The organism is Aurantimonas sp. Leaf443 (genome assembly GCF_001425575.1).
GTDB lineage: Bacteria > Pseudomonadota > Alphaproteobacteria > Rhizobiales > Rhizobiaceae > Leaf443.
This window is the reverse complement of sequence record NZ_LMRD01000001.1, coordinates 341,451-357,312: the sequence shown is the minus strand read 5'-3', so window position 1 is coordinate 357,312 and position 15,862 is coordinate 341,451. Positions and strand designations below refer to the sequence as shown.

Here is a 15,862-nt window from a genome sequence, read left to right as displayed (position 1 = left end):
GCTTTGGGTTCTATAGGAGGCCGATGCCGCGTTTGCTCTCCCATCCTTACGTTCTCCTGACGATCACCGCCTTCTTCTGGGGCGGCAATGCCGTGGCGGGCAAGCTCGCCATCGGCCATGTCTCGCCCATGGTCATCACCTGCCTGCGCTGGCTCATCGCCTGCGCCATCCTCGCGCCCTTCGCCCTGAAGGACGTGCGGCGCGACTGGGACCTCCTGCGGCCGAAGCTCCTTCTCCTCTTCGTCCTCGGCGCGATGGGCTTCACCGTCTTCAACGCGATCTTCTATGTCGCGCTGCAGCACACGACGGCGATCAACGTCCTCATCGAACAGTCCTCCATGCCGCTCGTCGTGTTCCTGGCGAGCTTCCTCCTCTTCGGCACCAGGGCCCATCCGGCCCAGATCCTCGGATTCTCGCTGACCCTCGTCGGCGTTCTCCTGACGGCGACGCATGGCGACCTCTCCACCCTCCTCTCGCTCGACCTCAACCGGGGCGATGCGATGATGATGGCGGCGGTGGTCATCTACGGGCTCTACACGGTGGCGCTGCGCTACAAGCCGGCGCTGCACTGGCGCTCGACGATCTTCGTCCTCTCCGTCTCCGCGCTTCTCGCCTCACTGCCCTTCCTCGGGGCCGAGGTGGCGCAGGGGGCGGCGCAGTGGCCCGACCTCGAAGGGGCGCTGATCGTCCTCTATATCGCGCTCTGCCCGTCGATCGCGGCACAGTCGCTCTATATCAGAGGCGTCGAGATGATCGGCCCGAACCGGGCGAATCTCTTCATCAACCTCACGCCGATCTTCGGCACGGCCATGGCCGTTCTCGTCGTCGGGGAGGATCTCTTCGCCTATCACATCCTGGCGCTGGTCTTCGTCGTCGGCGGCATCGCGCTCGCCGAGCGCGGCGGGGCGAAAGGCGCGGCCGAGACGGAAACCGGGGCGGTCTCGGCCAAGGGCTGAGGCGCCAACGAAAACGCCCGGCGCGAGCGCCGGGCGTCGGTTCGGTCGGGGCGTCGCGGTTCAGGACGCGGCGGCGACGTCGAACTGCAGCGGCTTGGCGCTGGCGATCTCGGCATGGGCGCGCACGGCGGCGAGCACGTCCTCGGGCACGGGCGAGTCGAGGTAGAGCAGCGCGATGGCGTTGCCGCCGGGATGGTCGCGGCCGAGCTGGAAGTTGGCGATGTTCACGCCCGCCTTGCCGAAGGTGGTGCCCAGGAGGCCGATGATGCCCGGCGCGTCGTTGTTGGTCGTGTACAGCATGTGCTGGCCGACCTCGGCGTCGAGATTGATGCCCTTGATCTGGATGAAGCGCGGCTTGCCGTCCGAGAAGCAGGTGCCGGCCACCGAGCGGGTCTGCCGGTCGGTCGTCACCGTGATCTTGATGTAGCCGTCGAAGACGCCCGACTTGTCGCGGCGCGATTCGGTCAGCTGGATGCCGCGCTCCTTCACCATGATGGGCGCCGAGACCATGTTGACGTCGGCGACCTGGCTGCGGATGAGCCCGGCGAGCGCCGCGCTCGTCAGGGCCTTGGTGTTCATCTGCGCGGTCGCGCCGTCATAGACGATCTCCACCGCCTGGATCGGCTCCTCCGTCACCTGGCCGACAAAGGCCCCGAGGCATTCGGCGAGCTTGACGAAGGGCGTCAGCAGCGGCGCCTCCTCGGCGGTGATCGAGGGCATGTTGATGGCGTTGGAGACGGCGCCCTTCACCAGGTAGTCCGACATCTGCTCGGCCACCTGCAGCGCCACGTTCTCCTGGGCCTCCGAGGTCGAGGCGCCCAGATGCGGGGTGCAGACGACGTTCTCGAGGCCGAAGAGCGGCGAGGCGGTCGCCGGCTCCACCTCGAACACGTCGAAGCCCGCGCCCGCGACCTTGCCCGACTTGATCGCCGCGGCGAGATCGGCCTCGACGACGAGACCGCCGCGCGCGCAGTTCACGATGCGCACGCCGTCCTTCATCTGCGCGAGGGCGGCGGCGTTGATAATGCCCTTGGTGCGCTCGGTCATCGGCGTATGGAGGGTGATGAAGTCGGCGCGGCGCAGGAGCTCCTCCAGCTCCACCTTCTCGATGCCGAGCTGGGCGGCGCGCTCGACCGAGAGGAACGGGTCGAAGGCGACGACGCGCATCTTCAGTCCGACGCCGCGCGAGGCGACGATCGAGCCGATATTGCCGCAGCCGATGACGCCGAGCACCTTGCCGGTGATCTCCACACCCATGAAGCGGTTCTTTTCCCACTTGCCGGCCTGGGTGGACGTGTCGGCGGCGGGCAGCTGGCGGGCGACGGCGAACATCAGCGCGATGGCGTGCTCGGCCGTGGTGATGGAATTGCCGAAGGGCGTGTTCATCACGATGATGCCGCGGCGCGAGGCGGCGGGAATGTCGACATTGTCGACGCCGATGCCGGCGCGGCCGATGACCTTGAGATTGGTCGCGGCGGCGATGATCTTCTCGGTCACCTTGGTGGCCGAGCGGATGGCGAGACCGTCATACTGGCCGATGACCTCGAGAAGCTTGTCCTTGTCCTTGCCGAGATCGGGCAGGTAGTCGACCTCGACGCCGCGGTCGGTGAAGATCTGGACGGCGGTCGGCGAAAGCTTGTCGGAAACGAGAACGCGGGGTGCCATGGGGAGGCTCCGTTGAGCTGAAAGGGGAGATCGGGAAGCGGCGCCTGCGGGACGCGGGCCTCTCCCGTTCGGAGAGACGAGCCCGGCAGGGCGGAGAGGGGTCTGCGTAACCGGGCGCCATCCCGACGCCGCCGTTTCGCTCACCCTCACCCGGTTCGCTCGCGCGAACCAGCCTCTCCCCGCGGGGGAGAGGAATGGCGCCTCGTCCGGCGCCGTCATAGACAGGAGGCTAGGCCGCCTCGGACAGCGTCGCCTTCTGCGCCTCGTAGGCGTAGGCGAGCCAGGGCATCAGTGCCTCGAGGTCGGACGCCTCGACCGTCGCGCCGCACCAGATCCGCAGGCCCGGAGGAGCATCGCGATAGGCGCCGATGTCGAGGGCGACGCCCTCCTTCTCCAGAATCGCCACGACGCCCTTGGCGAAGGCCTCCTGCGCGTCCGCGCCGAGCGCGGCGACGGCCGGGTCGACGAATTGCAGGCAGACCGACGTGTTGGAGCGGATGTCCTTCGACGTCGCCAGGAAGCCGAGCCAGGGATTGGCGTCGACGAAGCGCTCGACCACGGCGAGATTGGCGTCCGCGCGGGCCTTCAGCCCCTCCAACCCGCCGATCGACTTCGCCCAGGCGAGCGCGTCGAGATAGTCCTCCACGCAGAGCATGGAGGGCGTGTTGATCGTCTCGCCCTTGAAGATGCCCTCGATCAGCTTGCCACCCGAGGTGAGGCGGAAGATCTTCGGCAGCGGCCAGGCCGGCTTGTAGGTGAGCAGCCGCTCGACGGCGCGCGGGCTGAGGATCAGCATGCCGTGCGCGGCCTCGCCGCCGAGCACCTTCTGCCAGGAGAAGGTGACGACGTCGAGCTTGTAGTAGGGCAGGTCCTGCGCGAAGGCCGCCGAGGTGGCGTCGCAGATCGTCAGGCCCTTGCGGTCGGCGGGAATGGCGTCGCCGTTCGGCAGGCGAACGCCCGAGGTCGTGCCGTTCCAGGTGAAGACGACGTCGCGGTCGAAGTCGAGCGTGGCGAAGTCGACGATCTCGCCATAGGCCGCCTCGAAGACGCGGGCGTCGGCAAGCTTCAGCTGCTTGACGGCGTCCGTCACCCAGCCGGCGCCGAAGCTTTCCCAGGCCACCATGTCGACGCCGCGCTCGCCGAGCAGCGACCACATGGCCATCTCGACGGCGCCGGTGTCGGAGGCGGGAACGATGCCGATCCGGTAGTCCGCGGGAACGCCGAGGACCTCGCGGGTCTCCTCGATCGCCTGCGCGAGCTTGGACTTGCCGGCCTTGGCGCGGTGGGAGCGGCCGAGCGGAGCATCGCTCAGGGCCTCCAGCGACCAGCCGGGTCGCTTGGCGCAGGGGCCGGACGAGAAACGGGGATTGGCCGGACGCGAGGTCGGCTGTGCGGTATTCGCCATCTGAAGCTACCCTTACAGATAGAAGCGCCTCGTTGGGGAGGCGTGTCCCGCTGGCGGTGCTATTCGCTGGCGCAGGGCCCGTCAAGAGCCCGGAGGGCCGATCGAGCGAGCGCTCGGGCGGCGGGCGGGGCGCTTCAAACGCCGATGGCGGGCCTTTCGGCCCGCCATCGAATCCCGTTTCCCGTTGGATCGGAAGGACCTACCAGAGCGCGTAGCGCAGGCCGGCCCGGACCTGATGCATGTCGAACCCCTCGTCGAAGGTCGCGCCGAAGGCGTCATATTCGGGGACCGCGAGATAGCGGTAGCCGAGATCGACCGTCAGGTTGCGCGAGACGGCATAGCCGACACCCGCCATCAGCGAGTAGGAGAGCTGCCAGGTCGAATCGTCGGCGTCGGCATAGGTCCGGGTCTGCGCGGTGCCGTAGATCGGAACGGAACTGTCGAGGGCGCAACCGACATTCGGATCGCCGCCTTCGTTGCAGGCCAGCGTGCCCGTATAGGTGCTCTGCACGTTGGCGACGCCGATACCCGCACCGACATAGGGCGTCAGGCCGACAAAGGTGCCGAGATCGGCATAGGCGTTGACCATGTAGTTGTAGATGTCGAGGTCGCTCCCCTCGCCGATGCCGCAGCTCGAGCGGAAGGCCTCGTCCGCCTGGACGGTGCCGACGGTGACGCGCCGGTAGTTCGTGCAGTCCACGCTGCCTGCGAAGGAGGCGTCGGCGGTGGCGAGCCACTCGGCCGTCGCGTCGGCGCGGAACCAGTCGGTGAAACGGTAGCCGGCACCGATGCCCCCGCTCCAGTCTTCGGTCCCGTCCTCGTCGAGAACACCGAAGATGCCGTCGCCGTCGAGAAGCGTGCGACGATTGACGGAGTCCTGGCCGAAGGCATAGCCGAGATCGCCGCGCAGGTACCAGCCGTTGCCGATCTCGACGGGGGTGAGCTCGGGGGCTTCCTCCACGATGGGCGCGTCGTAGATCGGAGGGAGCACGCCGTAGTCGGCCGAGAGGGCCGGCGTGGCGCACAGGAGCGCGAGGGCGGATCCGGCCATCGCAAGGTCACGCATGTTCATTCGTCCTCTCCGCAGTCCCCGGGCCGGCTCGGCGCGCGGGGGCGCGGGCGGCTCTCTCGTTCGGACTCTGGCAAGAGTTTCTTAACGCGCGATTAACCCTGTTCCTTAACCTGTCGCAGGGCTTGCGGGCCCGCTCACGCCCCCTCCTCCCGAACGCGAAAAGGCCGCCGCCCGTGCGGGCAGCGGCCTTGCATGCGTCGCGCGATGCGAGGGTCCTACTTGAAGACGGGCTCCGGCAGGTAGGCGGGCTCGGCCGGGGCCGCCGCGTAGATCGGCTCGGGCGCCTTGCCGAAGCCGCCGCCGCCGAACTCGTAGCGAAGGCCCGCGCGCACCGTGTGGATGTCGAAGCCGTTGTCGTGGCCCTGCGCGCCGCCGGCGCCGCGGGCGCGGTCGGTGGAGTCCCAGCCGAAGGCCTCGCCCTCCGCGATGCGGGTGTACTTGTAGCCGGCGTCGAGCTTCAGGCGGGTGGTGAGGTCGAACGTGGCGCCCGCCATCAGCGAGGCGGCGAAGCGCCAGGAGCTCCGGCCCTCGTGTTCGTAGGTCTCGCCGCACAGGTTGCCCGCGCCGAGATAGCCGGCATCCGGGCACTTGAACTTGTTGCGCAGCGTCCCGTAGTCGACATAGGCGCCGCCCGCGCCCGCGCCGCCGTAGAAGGACACGGCGCCGTAATGGAAGAGATCGACATAGGCATTGGCCATCAGGAGCCAGATGTCGACGTCGGACTTGTCGTCGTAGCTGCAGTAGCGCGAGTCGATATCGACGCAGTTCGACGAGCCCTTGAGGTCGGACGAGAACCAGTCGGCCGTCACGTCGACGCGGGCGAAGTCGTTGAAGCGGTAGCCGAGGCCGCCGCCGACCATCACCGCGCTGTCGGTCTCGAACTTGTCGTAGTGGTATTCCTGGATGAAGTCGTAGGACGCGTGGTCCTTGCCGGCGCCCTTGAGATATCCGTAGCGGCCCGAGGTCTCGGACGAGGCGACATAGCCGACGTCGCCGCGCAGGTACCAGCCGGCCGTGGAGACCGGAACGGGCTCGACATAGACCGGCTCCTCGACGATGTCGGCCGCCCGCGCCAGGCTGGTGAAGGACAGAAGGGCGGCGCCGACAACCGCGACGGCCGGCAGAAACTTGGACATCTCACGTCTCCGGTTCGTTCGGCCGCCGGAATTGACGAAGCCGTAACCTTGACCGGAACGGTAAACGGGAATGGTTAATCAAGCGTTGATCGCAAGCTTCCCTAACGGTCGCCGACGGGTTCGCCCATCAGGCGGCGACCTTGCGCAGCGCCCCGATGATGTCGTCCACGACGGTCGAGACGAGCGTCAGGTCGTCGCCCTCGGCCATGACGCGGATGAGCGGCTCGGTGCCCGAGGGGCGGATGACGAGGCGCCCGCCCTGCCCCAGGCGCTCGCGCCCGAGCGCGATGGCGTCCTGCACGGACGGGCGCTCCAGCGGCTCGCCGCCGGCGAAGCGGATGTTCTTGAGCACCTGCGGCACCGGCACGAAGCGCCGGCACACGTCGGACACGGTGCCGCCCTGCCGCTTGACGACGGCGAGGATCTGCAGCGCCGAGACGAGCCCGTCGCCGGTCGTGCCGAAGTCCGACAGGACGATGTGGCCGGACTGCTCGCCGCCGACATTGTAGCCATGCTCGCGCATATGCTCGACGACGTAGCGGTCGCCGACCTTGGTGCGGGCGAGCTCGATGTTCTTCGAGCCGAGATAGCGCTCCAGGCCGAGATTCGACATGATCGTGGCCACGATGCCGCCGGCGGCGAGGCGCCCGTCCTGCTGCCAGGTCTCGGCGATCATGGCCATGATCTGGTCGCCGTCGACGATCTCGCCCTTCTCGTCGACCACGAGCACGCGGTCGGCGTCGCCGTCGAGGGCGATGCCGATATCGGCGCGCACCTCGTTGACCTTGGCGATGAGGGCCTTCGGCGAGGTGGAGCCGCAATTGGCGTTGATATTGATGCCGTCGGGATCGACGCCGAGCTTGACGACCTCGGCGCCCAGTTCCCAGAGCACTTCGGGCGCGACGCGGTAGCCCGCGCCGTTGGCGCAGTCGATGGCGACGCGCAGGCCCTCCAGCGAGAGGTCGCGCGGCAGGGTGCGCTTGGCGAACTCGATATAGCGGTCATGCACGCCGTCGACGCGCTTGGCGCGGCCGATCCGGTCGCCAAAGGCGAGGCGCGCGGAGAGATCCTCGTCCAGCAGCCGCTCGATCTGCAGCTCGATCTCGTCCGACAGCTTGTAGCCGTCCGGGCCGAACAGCTTGATGCCGTTGTCCTCGAAGGGATTGTGCGAGGCGGAGATCATCACGCCGATATCGGCGCGCAGCGAGCGCGTGAGCATGGCGACGGCGGGCGTCGGCATCGGCCCGAGAAGGAAGACGTCCATGCCGGCGGCGGTGAAGCCCGCCACCATGGCGTTCTCGATCATGTAGCTGGAGCGGCGCGTGTCCTTGCCGATGACGACGCGGTGCCGGTAGCTGCCGCGCTGGAAGGCGATGCCGGCGGCCATGCCGACCTTCATCGCGACCTCCGCCGTCATCGGATGCCGGTTGGCCGCACCGCGAATACCGTCCGTGCCGAAATACTTGCGCGCCATGATGCCCCTTGAGATCCCGCGTGTCGCGCCAGCGGTAGACGCTGCACCGGTCACGGACCAAGTAAAAAAGCGTATCCATCCGGCGTAAAGAGTGTGTTCACGCCTGTCGGGCGCCTGTGCCGGCCCGCTCGGCACGATGCCGCGCGACCCGCAAACGCGAGCGGGCGGCCCGAAGGACCGCCCGCTCGTCGTCTTGCATCCGTGCGTCGCAGCGCCTCAGATCGAGGGCTGCGGCTCCAGCCCGTCCTCGCGGCTGCCCGAGGGGCGGGCGGACCCTGCCTTCGGCACGGCCGAGCCGCGCGAAGGCGGCGTGTCGTCGCCCATGTCGCGGGCCAGCGTCTTGCCGGCCAGGAGATCGCGCACCTCGTCGCCCGAGAGGGTCTCGTATTCGAGGAGGCCCTTGGCGATGATGTGCAGATCCTCGATCCGCTCGTTGAGGATCTTGCGAGCCTTGTTCTCGGCCACCTCGATGATCGCGCGCACTTCCGAATCGATCAGGCGGGCGGTGTCCTCGGACATGTTCTGCTGCTGCGAGACGGAATGGCCGAGGAAGATCTCCTCCTGGTTCTGCCGGTAGCGCAGGCGGCCGAGCTTGTCGCTCATGCCGTATTCCATGACCATCGCGCGGGCCATGTTGGTGGCCTGCTGGATGTCGTTGGAAGCGCCCGTCGTGACGTTGTCGAGCCCGTAGATGATCTCCTCGGCCGCGCGGCCGCCGAAGATCATGGCGAGGCGCGCCTCCATCTCGTTCTTGCGCATGCCGTAGCGGTCGCGCTCGGGCAGGTTCATTGTCACGCCCAGCGCGCGGCCGCGCGGGATGATCGTCACCTTGTGCAGCGGATCGTTGAAGGGCTCCACCAGACCGACGAGGGCGTGGCCGGCCTCGTGATAGGCGGTGAGCTTCTTCTCCTCCTCGGTCATGGCCATGGAGCGTCGCTCGGCGCCCATCATGACCTTGTCCTTGGCATCCTCGAACTCGAGCATGGTGACGAGGCGCTTGGAGCGGCGCGCCGCCATCAGGGCCGCCTCGTTGACGAGATTGGCGAGATCGGCGCCGGAGAAGCCGGGCGTGCCGCGCGCGATGGTCTTGAGATCGACATTCGGGGCCAGCGGCACGTTGCGCACATGAACCTTCAGGATCTTCTCGCGGCCGCCGACGTCCGGGTTCGGCACCATGACCTGCCGGTCGAAGCGGCCCGGACGCAGGAGCGCGGGGTCGAGCACGTCCGGACGGTTGGTCGCGGCGATGAGGATGACGCCCTCGTTCGCCTCGAACCCGTCCATCTCGACCAGGAGCTGGTTCAGCGTCTGCTCGCGCTCGTCGTTGCCGCCGCCGAGGCCCGCACCGCGATGGCGGCCGACCGCGTCGATCTCGTCGATGAAGATGATGCAGGGCGCGTTCTTCTTGGCCTGCTCGAACATGTCGCGCACGCGGCTGGCGCCCACGCCGACAAACATCTCGACGAAGTCTGAGCCCGAGATGGTGAAGAAGGGCACGTTGGCCTCGCCCGCGACGGCGCGCGCCGTCAGCGTCTTGCCGGTGCCCGGAGGGCCGACGAGGAGCACGCCGCGCGGAATCTTGCCGCCGAGGCGCTGGAACTTCTGCGGCTCGCGCAGGAACTCGACGATCTCCTCCAGGTCCTGCTTGGCCTCGTCGACGCCCGCCACGTCCGCGAAGGTCACGCGGCCATGGGCCTCGGTGAGGAGCTTGGCCTTGGACTTGCCGAAGCCCATCGCCTTGCCTCCGGCGCCGCCCTGCATCTGGCGCATCAGGAAGATCCAGACGCCGAGGATGAGAAGGATGGGGCCGAAGGAGAGCAGCATCGACCAGATGGGGTTGACGTTGTCGTTCGGCGGGCCGGCCGTGATCTGGATGTTCTTGGTCTCCAGACGCGAGACGAGCTGCGGATCTTCCGGCGCGTAGGTCTGGAAGGGGCTGCCGCCGTCGGTATACTTGCCACCGATGCGCTGGCCCTGGATGGTCACCGACTGCACGCGGCCCGCGTCGACATCCGACAGGAACTGCGAATACGGAATCTCCCGTGCGCCGGCGCCCTGCGAGCCGTTCGAGAACAGCTGGAACAGCGCGATCAGGAGGAGCGCGATGATCGCCCACAGCGCGAAATTACGAAAGTTCTGATTCATCACTCGTCCTGGGAAGGGCGTCCAAACCCGCTCGGTCGCGTGCAGGCAAGATAGGTGCTTGCGCCAGGCTTGCCAACCATATGCGACGCTTTTGACGCCGCCGCGCCAAAGCTTGCGCCCGAACAGTTAGCAAGCCGCTCTATGGCGGTTGTGAGGCCCGTTCAGCTGTCCGAAAGGTCGCGCGTCAGATGCCAGACGGCCAGGGCGCGCAGCGAAAGCGCCGGCATCGCGGGCCCGAAGCGGCGCGCGAGCGCCGGATGTCCCGCGACGACGGCGCCCGCCGCGTCGCGGGCGACGGGCAGCGTGCGGGCGGCCGGTCCGCCCCGGCCGAAGGCTTCGATCGTGCGGGCCCCCTGCGCAAGCGGCCCGTCGCGGTCGATCTCGAAGCGACCGTCGAAGGTCACGCACGGGCCGTCTCCCGCGGCGAGGTCGACCGCCGCCGGCCCCGCCCGTCCGAACTCTCGCTCGAAGGCGACGATGTCGTGCGGCAGATCGCGCAGCGCCGCGCCCTGCAGCGTCGCCCCGGCAAAGCTCTCCGCGCCGAGAGCCCGGCGGAGCCGCAGCGTCGGCGCACCCGGCGAAGGCCCCCCGCGCCCGGCGGCCCCCGCGATCAGCCGCGAGACGAGGTCGAAGGCGATGTCGTCCTCGAGACACGCCAGGGCGCGGCGGTCGAGGAGCTGCACGCCGTCGTGGCGGGTCCGCAGGCGCCCGGCGCCGACAAGCGTCGCGATCGCGCCGGCGAGGCGGCGGTCGAGCGAGAGGCGCGCCGCGCCCGCGGCATCGAGGGCCGCGAGCGCCTCGGTCCGGGCGGCCGGGTCGGCTCGGAGCGCGCGGCGAATGCGGATGCGGGCAGCGTCGGCCGCCTCGTTGGTCGGATCGACGACGGCGACCTGGCCGCGCGCGGCGAGATCGGCCTTCAGGCCAGCGCCGTCGAGGTCGAGCAGCGGGCGCAGCAGGACGAGATCCGGCGCGAGCGCCCGCTTTCTGCGCATGGCGGCAAGGCCGCGCGGGCCGGCGCCGCGCTCGCGCGCCAGGATATGCGTCTCGATCTGATCGTCGCGATGATGGGCGGTGAGGATGGCCCCCGCCCCGCGCCGGCGGGCGGCGGCGGCGAGAAGGCGGTAGCGCGCGGCCCGCGCGGCGGCCGAAGGATTGCCGGGCCCGTGCCCGCTCCAGACCAGCGTCTCGTGCGGCACGGCGAGGCGCCGGCAGAGATCTGCGCAGAACCGCGCCTCCTCCGCGGAGGCCGCGCGCAGCCCGTGATCGACGGTCACGCAGGAGACGTCGAGGCCCCGGTCCGCGAGCCGGTCGCGGGCCTCCACGAGGTTCAGGAGCAAGGCGAGGCTGTCGGGGCCGCCGGAGAGGCCGAGCACGGCGCGCCAGGGCCGCGGCATTCCCTCGAAGGCGTCGATCACGCGGTCGGCGACGCGTCCGGCGCCCGGCGGCGCGGCGCCCACGCCGTCTGGCAGCGCGAAGACCGCGCGCTCTGGAAAGCTCGTCAGCAGTTGGCGCTCTTCTCCTCGCCCTTCAGCTTCTTGGCGACATTGGCGGTCATCGAGGGATAGCGCTTCTCGACCTCGCGATAGGTGACGCAGGCCGTCTCGCGATTGTCGAGCTTGGCGAGCGACATGCCGAGCTTGAGCATCATCTCCGGCGCCTTGGCGCTTTCGGGATGGGTCTTCTGGGCGTTGAGGAAGACCTCGGCCGCGTCGGCATATTTCTGCTGCTGGAAGAGGCTCTCGCCGAGCCAGTACTTGGCGTCCGGCGCGTCCTTGGCGGTCGGGTAGGCCTGGCTGTACTGGCGGAAGGAATCCTCGGCAAGGCGGTAGTCGCCGGCCAGGAGGTAGTTGTAGGCCAGATCGTACATCTCGCCCGGCCCTTCCGGCGAGACGGAGGCGACCGTGCCGGAATCGCCGGCCGGCTTGCGGGCGGGCGTCGAGGCCGGGGTGGAGCCGACCGTGCCCGTGTCGAGCCCCGAGCCGAGGATGGCACCGATCTCGTCGCCCCCGGGCGCGGCGGAGGCGGTCTGGCGGGCGGCGGCGGGCGGCGTCGTGGCGGCGGGCGCGGCCTCGGTGCGCTTCTGGCCGGCGGCGGCGGGCTTGGCGCCCTCCAGCTCCTGGAAGCGGAACTCGATGTCCTCCTGCTGCTTGCGCATCTGCTCCTGCGCCTGGAGAAGCTGGAAGCTCAGCTCCTCCACCTTGCCGTTGAGGCGGCGCATCTCCTCCTCGAGCTGGCTCACGCGGCCCGAGGCGTCGCTCGCCTGCGCCATGCGCACGGGTGCCTCCCGCCGGGTCTCGGCCTGCGGCGCGGCGCGGCCGAAGGGCATCTCGAAGGCGGGGGCGATGGTGGGCATGGCGGCGGCGAGCGCGAGACCGGCTGCCGCGGCGCGCAGCGAACGATGGAACATCGGTGGAATCCCTCGTGGCGAAGATCGGGCCGGGCGGGTCTGGCGCGAGGCCCGGTCGTGCGTTGCTAGCATGGACGAAGCGAAGTCGGCCAAAGTTTGACGGGCGGCCGCATTGGATCGGCGCGGGCGGGCTCCGGTCGCGAAGAAGGGCCGGACGTCGCCGCCCGCCCCTTCCCGCGATGGTTCGGAAGCGGCCGGATCAGCTGCCGGCGCCGCCCAGCACCGTGACGGCGCGCCGGTTCTGCGACCAGCAGGAAATGTCGTCGCAGACCGCGACCGGGCGTTCCTTGCCGTAGGAGATGGTGCGCATGCGGTTGGCGGGCACGCCCTGCTGGGCGAGATAGTCGCGCGTGGCGGCGGCGCGGCGGGCGCCGAGCGCCAGGTTGTATTCGCGCGTGCCGCGCTCGTCGGCATGCCCTTCCACGACGATGGAATACTGCGGATACTGGTTCAGCCACTGCGCCTGGCGGGCGAGCGTCTGCTGCGCGTCGCCGCGCACGACGGAGGAGTCGGAGTCGAAGAAGATGCGGTCGCCGACATTGACCGTGAAGTCCTGCGTCGAGCCCGGCGCGCCCGCGCCGCCGCGTCCGCCGGCGCCGTTCGCGCCGTAGCCGCCGGCGCCGCCCATGCCGCCGGCGCCGCCGAGGCCGAGGCCGGCGGCGTTGTCGGGCAGGTTCTGGTTCTTCTTCGCGCAGCCGGCGAGAGCGAGGCTGGCGACGAGGGCGAGTGCGATGCTGCTCTTAACCGTGAGCGCGTTCCGGCGCATGGCCAGCTCCTTCAGGATGATGGAAATTCGATCGACGAAGCTTTACGACGAGGACGGTTAATGGGCGGTAAAACCCGTCCGTCTTCGCAGATGCGAGAGCCCGCCTCAACCCCTTGGAATCGCGACACAATGCGAGATGCCGAAAGACGCACGCGGCTCCGCATCGGGTGATGCGGAGCCGCAACAGTCATGAGCCTCGATGGGTCGGATCCCTATTCCAGGATGGGCGACCAGGCCGGGTCCGAGGCGAAGCCGGGCGTCGCGATCCGCTGCTCGTTGCGGCCGGTGAGGTCGATGGAGAAGAGCTGCGGGCCGCCGCCGCCCTGCCCGTCGCGGAAGAACATGAGCACGCGCCCGTTCGGCGCCCAGGTCGGGCCCTCGTTGTGGAAGCCCGAGGTCAGGATGCGCTCGCCCGAGCCGTCCGGGCGCATGACGCCGATCTGGAACTGGCCGCCCGACTGCTTGGTGAAGGCGATGAGATCGCCGCGGGGGCTCCAGACGGGCGTCGAATAGGCGCCGTCGCCGAAGGAGATGCGCTGCTGGCCGCCTCCGCCCGCGCTCATCACGTAGAGTTGCTGGCGCCCGCCGCGGTCGCTCTCGAAGACGATGCGCTGGCCGTCCGGCGAGAAGGAGGGAGAGGTGTCGATGGCCGCCGTCGAGGTCAGGCGGGTCGTCGCGCGCGAGCGCAGGTCCATCGCGTAGATATTGGCGTTGCCCTCCTGCTGGAGGCTCATCACCACCTTCTGCCCGTCCGGCGAGAAGCGCGGGGAGAAGGTCATGCCCGGGAAGTTGCCGACGATCTCGCGCTGGCCGGTCTCCAGCTGCAGGAGGTAGACCCGCGGCTCGCCGTTGCCGAAGGACATATAGGTGATCTCCTGCCGGTTCGGCGAGAAGCGCGGCGTGAGGACGAGATCGCCCCCTTGCGTGAGATAGCGCACGTTGGCGCCGTCCTGGTCCATGATGGCGAGGCGCTTGACGCGCTTGTCCTTGGAGCCGGTCTCCGACACGAAAACGATGCGCGTGTCGAAATAGCCCTTCTCGCCGGTCAGCCGCTCGTAGATCGCGTCGGCGATGATATGGGCGACGCGGCGCCAGTTCTCGGGCGTCGTGTAGAACTGCTGGCCGTCGAGCTGCTGGCCGGCGGCCGTATCCCAGAGGCGGAACTCGACGCGCAGGCGCCCGTCCGCCTCCGGCGTCACGCGCCCGGCGACGATGGCCTCGGCATTGATGACGGTCCAGTCGGCGAAGTTCGGCGTCTGGTCCGGCGTCAGGCCCTTCTGGATGAAGGCGGCCTTGGCGATCGGCGCGAAGAGGCCGGAGCGCTTGAGGTCGGCCTCGACGACGCCGGAGATCTTGGCGCCGATCCCGTCGCGCGAGGCGAAGTCGGGAACGGCGATGGGAAGCGGTGCGACGTTGCCCTGCGTCACGTCGATCTCGACCAGCGCGTTGGCCGAGCCTGTCAGCGAGAGAAGGGCGCCGGAGGCGAGGAGCATGGCGGCGCAGGCCGTCTGCAGCAGTCGGATCATGATGGGAGCCTTCCGTCGTGGCGACGGCTGACGGCCGTTGGCAACGGCCGCGCCTTTACGTTGAGAGATCGGGCGGGCGACGCGGCGCCGGCCCGCTCCTGGCAGAGGGGGCCGCCGCGGGCGCGGCGATGCCCCGGATCATTCGGGCGATGGGTCAAAACATCTGGCTCGGGTCGAAATTGACCACGACCTCGGCCCAGGTGTCGTACTTGTCGGACGGCAGGTTGTAGGGCGCGCATTTCATCACGGCGCGCCGCGCCGCCTCGCCGGCCGCCCGCTCGATGCCGGCCGAACCGCCGCCCGAGACGATCTCGGGCCGCGCCTCGAGGGCCCCGGTCGGGTCGAGCCGCATCTGGATCGAGATGCGCAGGCTGCCCGCCTCCGAGACGCCGGCGGGCGGCGACCAGCACTTCTGGATCTGGCCGCGCAGCGCGTCCATCTCGTTCTGCGAGAGCTTGGCGCCCGTCGTCGTCTTGCCGCCGAGCGAGGCCGTCTCGGTGGAGCGCTTGGCGCCGCCGCCGGCCGCCTTCTCCTTGTTGAGGAGCGCGGCGATGGCCTCGGCGTCGAAACTCTCCTCCGCCTCGGCCTTGTCGCTCCTGGACTTGGAATCCTTGGCGTCGGCCTTGCCGGTCTCGGTCCTGGCGGTCTGCGTCGACGTCTTCGGCTCGGGCTTGGCCGCTTCGGGCTTCTTGGGCTCGGGCTTCTTCTCCTCGACGGGCTTGGCCTCGGCGACCTCGACCTTCTTGGGCGGCTGCGGCTTCGGGGCGGGCTTGGGCAGATTGCGGGGCGCGGCGATCTCCGCCTCCTCCTTCTGCGGCTCGGCCGCCACGGGCTCGGGCGTCACGTCCTGCGCCTCCTCGATCGCCTGCTCGACGGGGTCGGGCTGCGGCGGCGTCGGCTCGGCGGGCTTGGCCGCCTCCTTCACGGGCTCGGGCTTTGCCGGCTCGGGCACTTTCGCGGGCGCCGGGGGCGGCGGCGAGGGCTTGGCGGCGGCGGCCGTCTCGACCGGCTTCGGGCGCGCCACCGGCGTCGGCGGCGTCGGCAGGTCGACCTCGTTGTCGCCGACATTCTCGGCCGGCATCGGCAGCGTCTGCGGCTTCTTGGTGGGCGCGGGCGCGGGCTTCTCGCTCACCGGCGCCTTCTCGTCGCCGGCGACCGACTGGGAGAATTCCTCGATGGACACGAGATCGACCGGCAAGGCCTCGGTCTCGACCTGAAGCGGAGCGGGCGCGGAAAAGGTCAGCAGTCCCCAGGAGAGGACCGCCGCGTGCAGGACAGCGGAGGTGGCGACGCCGGTCTTCATGGCGCCC

The 15,862-nt window shown here is 69.5% G+C and carries 12 protein-coding genes; 1 reads left to right on the top strand and 11 read right to left on the bottom strand.

All coding sequences use genetic code 11. The features are described 5' to 3' along the window. Positions 1–23 precede the first annotated feature (23 nt). A complete protein-coding gene (locus ASG48_RS01545) occupies positions 24–956 on the top strand; it encodes a DMT family transporter (RefSeq protein ID WP_156381394.1) in 933 nt (310 codons plus the stop codon). 60 nt (positions 957–1,016) lie between these two features. Here ASG48_RS01545 and serA read toward each other — a convergent pair whose 3' ends face one another. The 11 genes from serA to ASG48_RS01490 form a co-directional block, all read right to left on the bottom strand. Next, a complete protein-coding gene (gene serA, locus ASG48_RS01540; protein WP_055844159.1) occupies positions 1,017–2,621 on the bottom strand; it encodes a phosphoglycerate dehydrogenase in 1,605 nt (534 codons plus the stop codon). Positions 2,622–2,850: 229 nt separating this feature from the next. Next, the gene (locus ASG48_RS01535) at positions 2,851–4,026 is read right to left on the bottom strand and encodes a phosphoserine transaminase (protein WP_055844158.1); all 1,176 of its coding nucleotides are present in this window, start codon (positions 4,024–4,026) and stop codon (positions 2,851–2,853) included. 199 nt (positions 4,027–4,225) lie between these two features. Then, complete coding sequence (locus ASG48_RS01530; protein WP_162243890.1) at positions 4,226–5,092, bottom strand: outer membrane protein; 867 nt, start codon at positions 5,090–5,092, stop codon at positions 4,226–4,228. Positions 5,093–5,313: 221 nt separating this feature from the next. Next, positions 5,314–6,234: an outer membrane beta-barrel protein gene (locus tag ASG48_RS01525; RefSeq protein ID WP_055844154.1), complete on the bottom strand. Its 921-nt coding sequence runs from the start codon at positions 6,232–6,234 to the stop codon at positions 5,314–5,316. A gap of 127 nt (positions 6,235–6,361) precedes the next feature. Then, positions 6,362–7,708, bottom strand: coding sequence for a phosphoglucosamine mutase (gene glmM / locus ASG48_RS01520; RefSeq protein WP_055844152.1), 1,347 nt, complete (start codon positions 7,706–7,708; stop codon positions 6,362–6,364). A 216-nt stretch (positions 7,709–7,924) separates the two neighbouring features. Further along, positions 7,925–9,853 (bottom strand): ATP-dependent zinc metalloprotease FtsH, encoded by a 1,929-nt coding sequence (gene ftsH / locus ASG48_RS01515; protein WP_055844150.1) that lies wholly within the window; start codon positions 9,851–9,853, stop codon positions 7,925–7,927. A gap of 161 nt (positions 9,854–10,014) precedes the next feature. Further along, complete coding sequence (gene tilS, locus ASG48_RS01510) at positions 10,015–11,310, bottom strand: tRNA lysidine(34) synthetase TilS (protein WP_055844148.1); 1,296 nt, start codon at positions 11,308–11,310, stop codon at positions 10,015–10,017. A 41-nt stretch (positions 11,311–11,351) separates the two neighbouring features. Next, positions 11,352–12,260: a tol-pal system protein YbgF gene (gene ybgF / locus ASG48_RS18900; protein WP_055844146.1), complete on the bottom strand. Its 909-nt coding sequence runs from the start codon at positions 12,258–12,260 to the stop codon at positions 11,352–11,354. A 199-nt stretch (positions 12,261–12,459) separates the two neighbouring features. After that, positions 12,460–13,026 (bottom strand): peptidoglycan-associated lipoprotein Pal, encoded by a 567-nt coding sequence (gene pal, locus ASG48_RS01500; protein ID WP_055844144.1) that lies wholly within the window; start codon positions 13,024–13,026, stop codon positions 12,460–12,462. A gap of 212 nt (positions 13,027–13,238) precedes the next feature. After that, entirely contained in the window at positions 13,239–14,519 is a 1,281-nt protein-coding gene (gene tolB, locus ASG48_RS01495; protein WP_244486725.1) for a Tol-Pal system beta propeller repeat protein TolB, read from the bottom strand. A 187-nt stretch (positions 14,520–14,706) separates the two neighbouring features. Then, positions 14,707–15,855: a hypothetical protein gene (locus tag ASG48_RS01490; RefSeq protein ID WP_055844140.1), complete on the bottom strand. Its 1,149-nt coding sequence runs from the start codon at positions 15,853–15,855 to the stop codon at positions 14,707–14,709. Between the last annotated feature and the right edge of the window lie 7 nt (positions 15,856–15,862).

Bases quoted from the DNA above. Each gene is read 5' to 3' on its own strand.
- ASG48_RS01545 (WP_156381394.1), top strand. From the start codon at position 24: ATGCCGCGTTTGCTCTCCCATCCTTACGTTCTCCTGACGATCACCGCC.
- serA (WP_055844159.1), bottom strand. From the start codon at position 2,621: ATGGCACCCCGCGTTCTCGTTTCCGACAAGCTTTCGCCGACCGCCGTC.
- ASG48_RS01535 (WP_055844158.1), bottom strand. From the start codon at position 4,026: ATGGCGAATACCGCACAGCCGACCTCGCGTCCGGCCAATCCCCGTTTC.
- ASG48_RS01530 (WP_162243890.1), bottom strand. From the start codon at position 5,092: ATGCGTGACCTTGCGATGGCCGGATCCGCCCTCGCGCTCCTGTGCGCC.
- ASG48_RS01525 (WP_055844154.1), bottom strand. From the start codon at position 6,234: ATGTCCAAGTTTCTGCCGGCCGTCGCGGTTGTCGGCGCCGCCCTTCTG.
- glmM (WP_055844152.1), bottom strand. From the start codon at position 7,708: ATGGCGCGCAAGTATTTCGGCACGGACGGTATTCGCGGTGCGGCCAAC.
- ftsH (WP_055844150.1), bottom strand. From the start codon at position 9,853: ATGAATCAGAACTTTCGTAATTTCGCGCTGTGGGCGATCATCGCGCTC.
- ybgF (WP_055844146.1), bottom strand. From the start codon at position 12,260: ATGTTCCATCGTTCGCTGCGCGCCGCGGCAGCCGGTCTCGCGCTCGCC.
- pal (WP_055844144.1), bottom strand. From the start codon at position 13,026: ATGCGCCGGAACGCGCTCACGGTTAAGAGCAGCATCGCACTCGCCCTC.
- tolB (WP_244486725.1), bottom strand. From the start codon at position 14,519: ATGCTCCTCGCCTCCGGCGCCCTTCTCTCGCTGACAGGCTCGGCCAAC.
- ASG48_RS01490 (WP_055844140.1), bottom strand. From the start codon at position 15,855: ATGAAGACCGGCGTCGCCACCTCCGCTGTCCTGCACGCGGCGGTCCTC.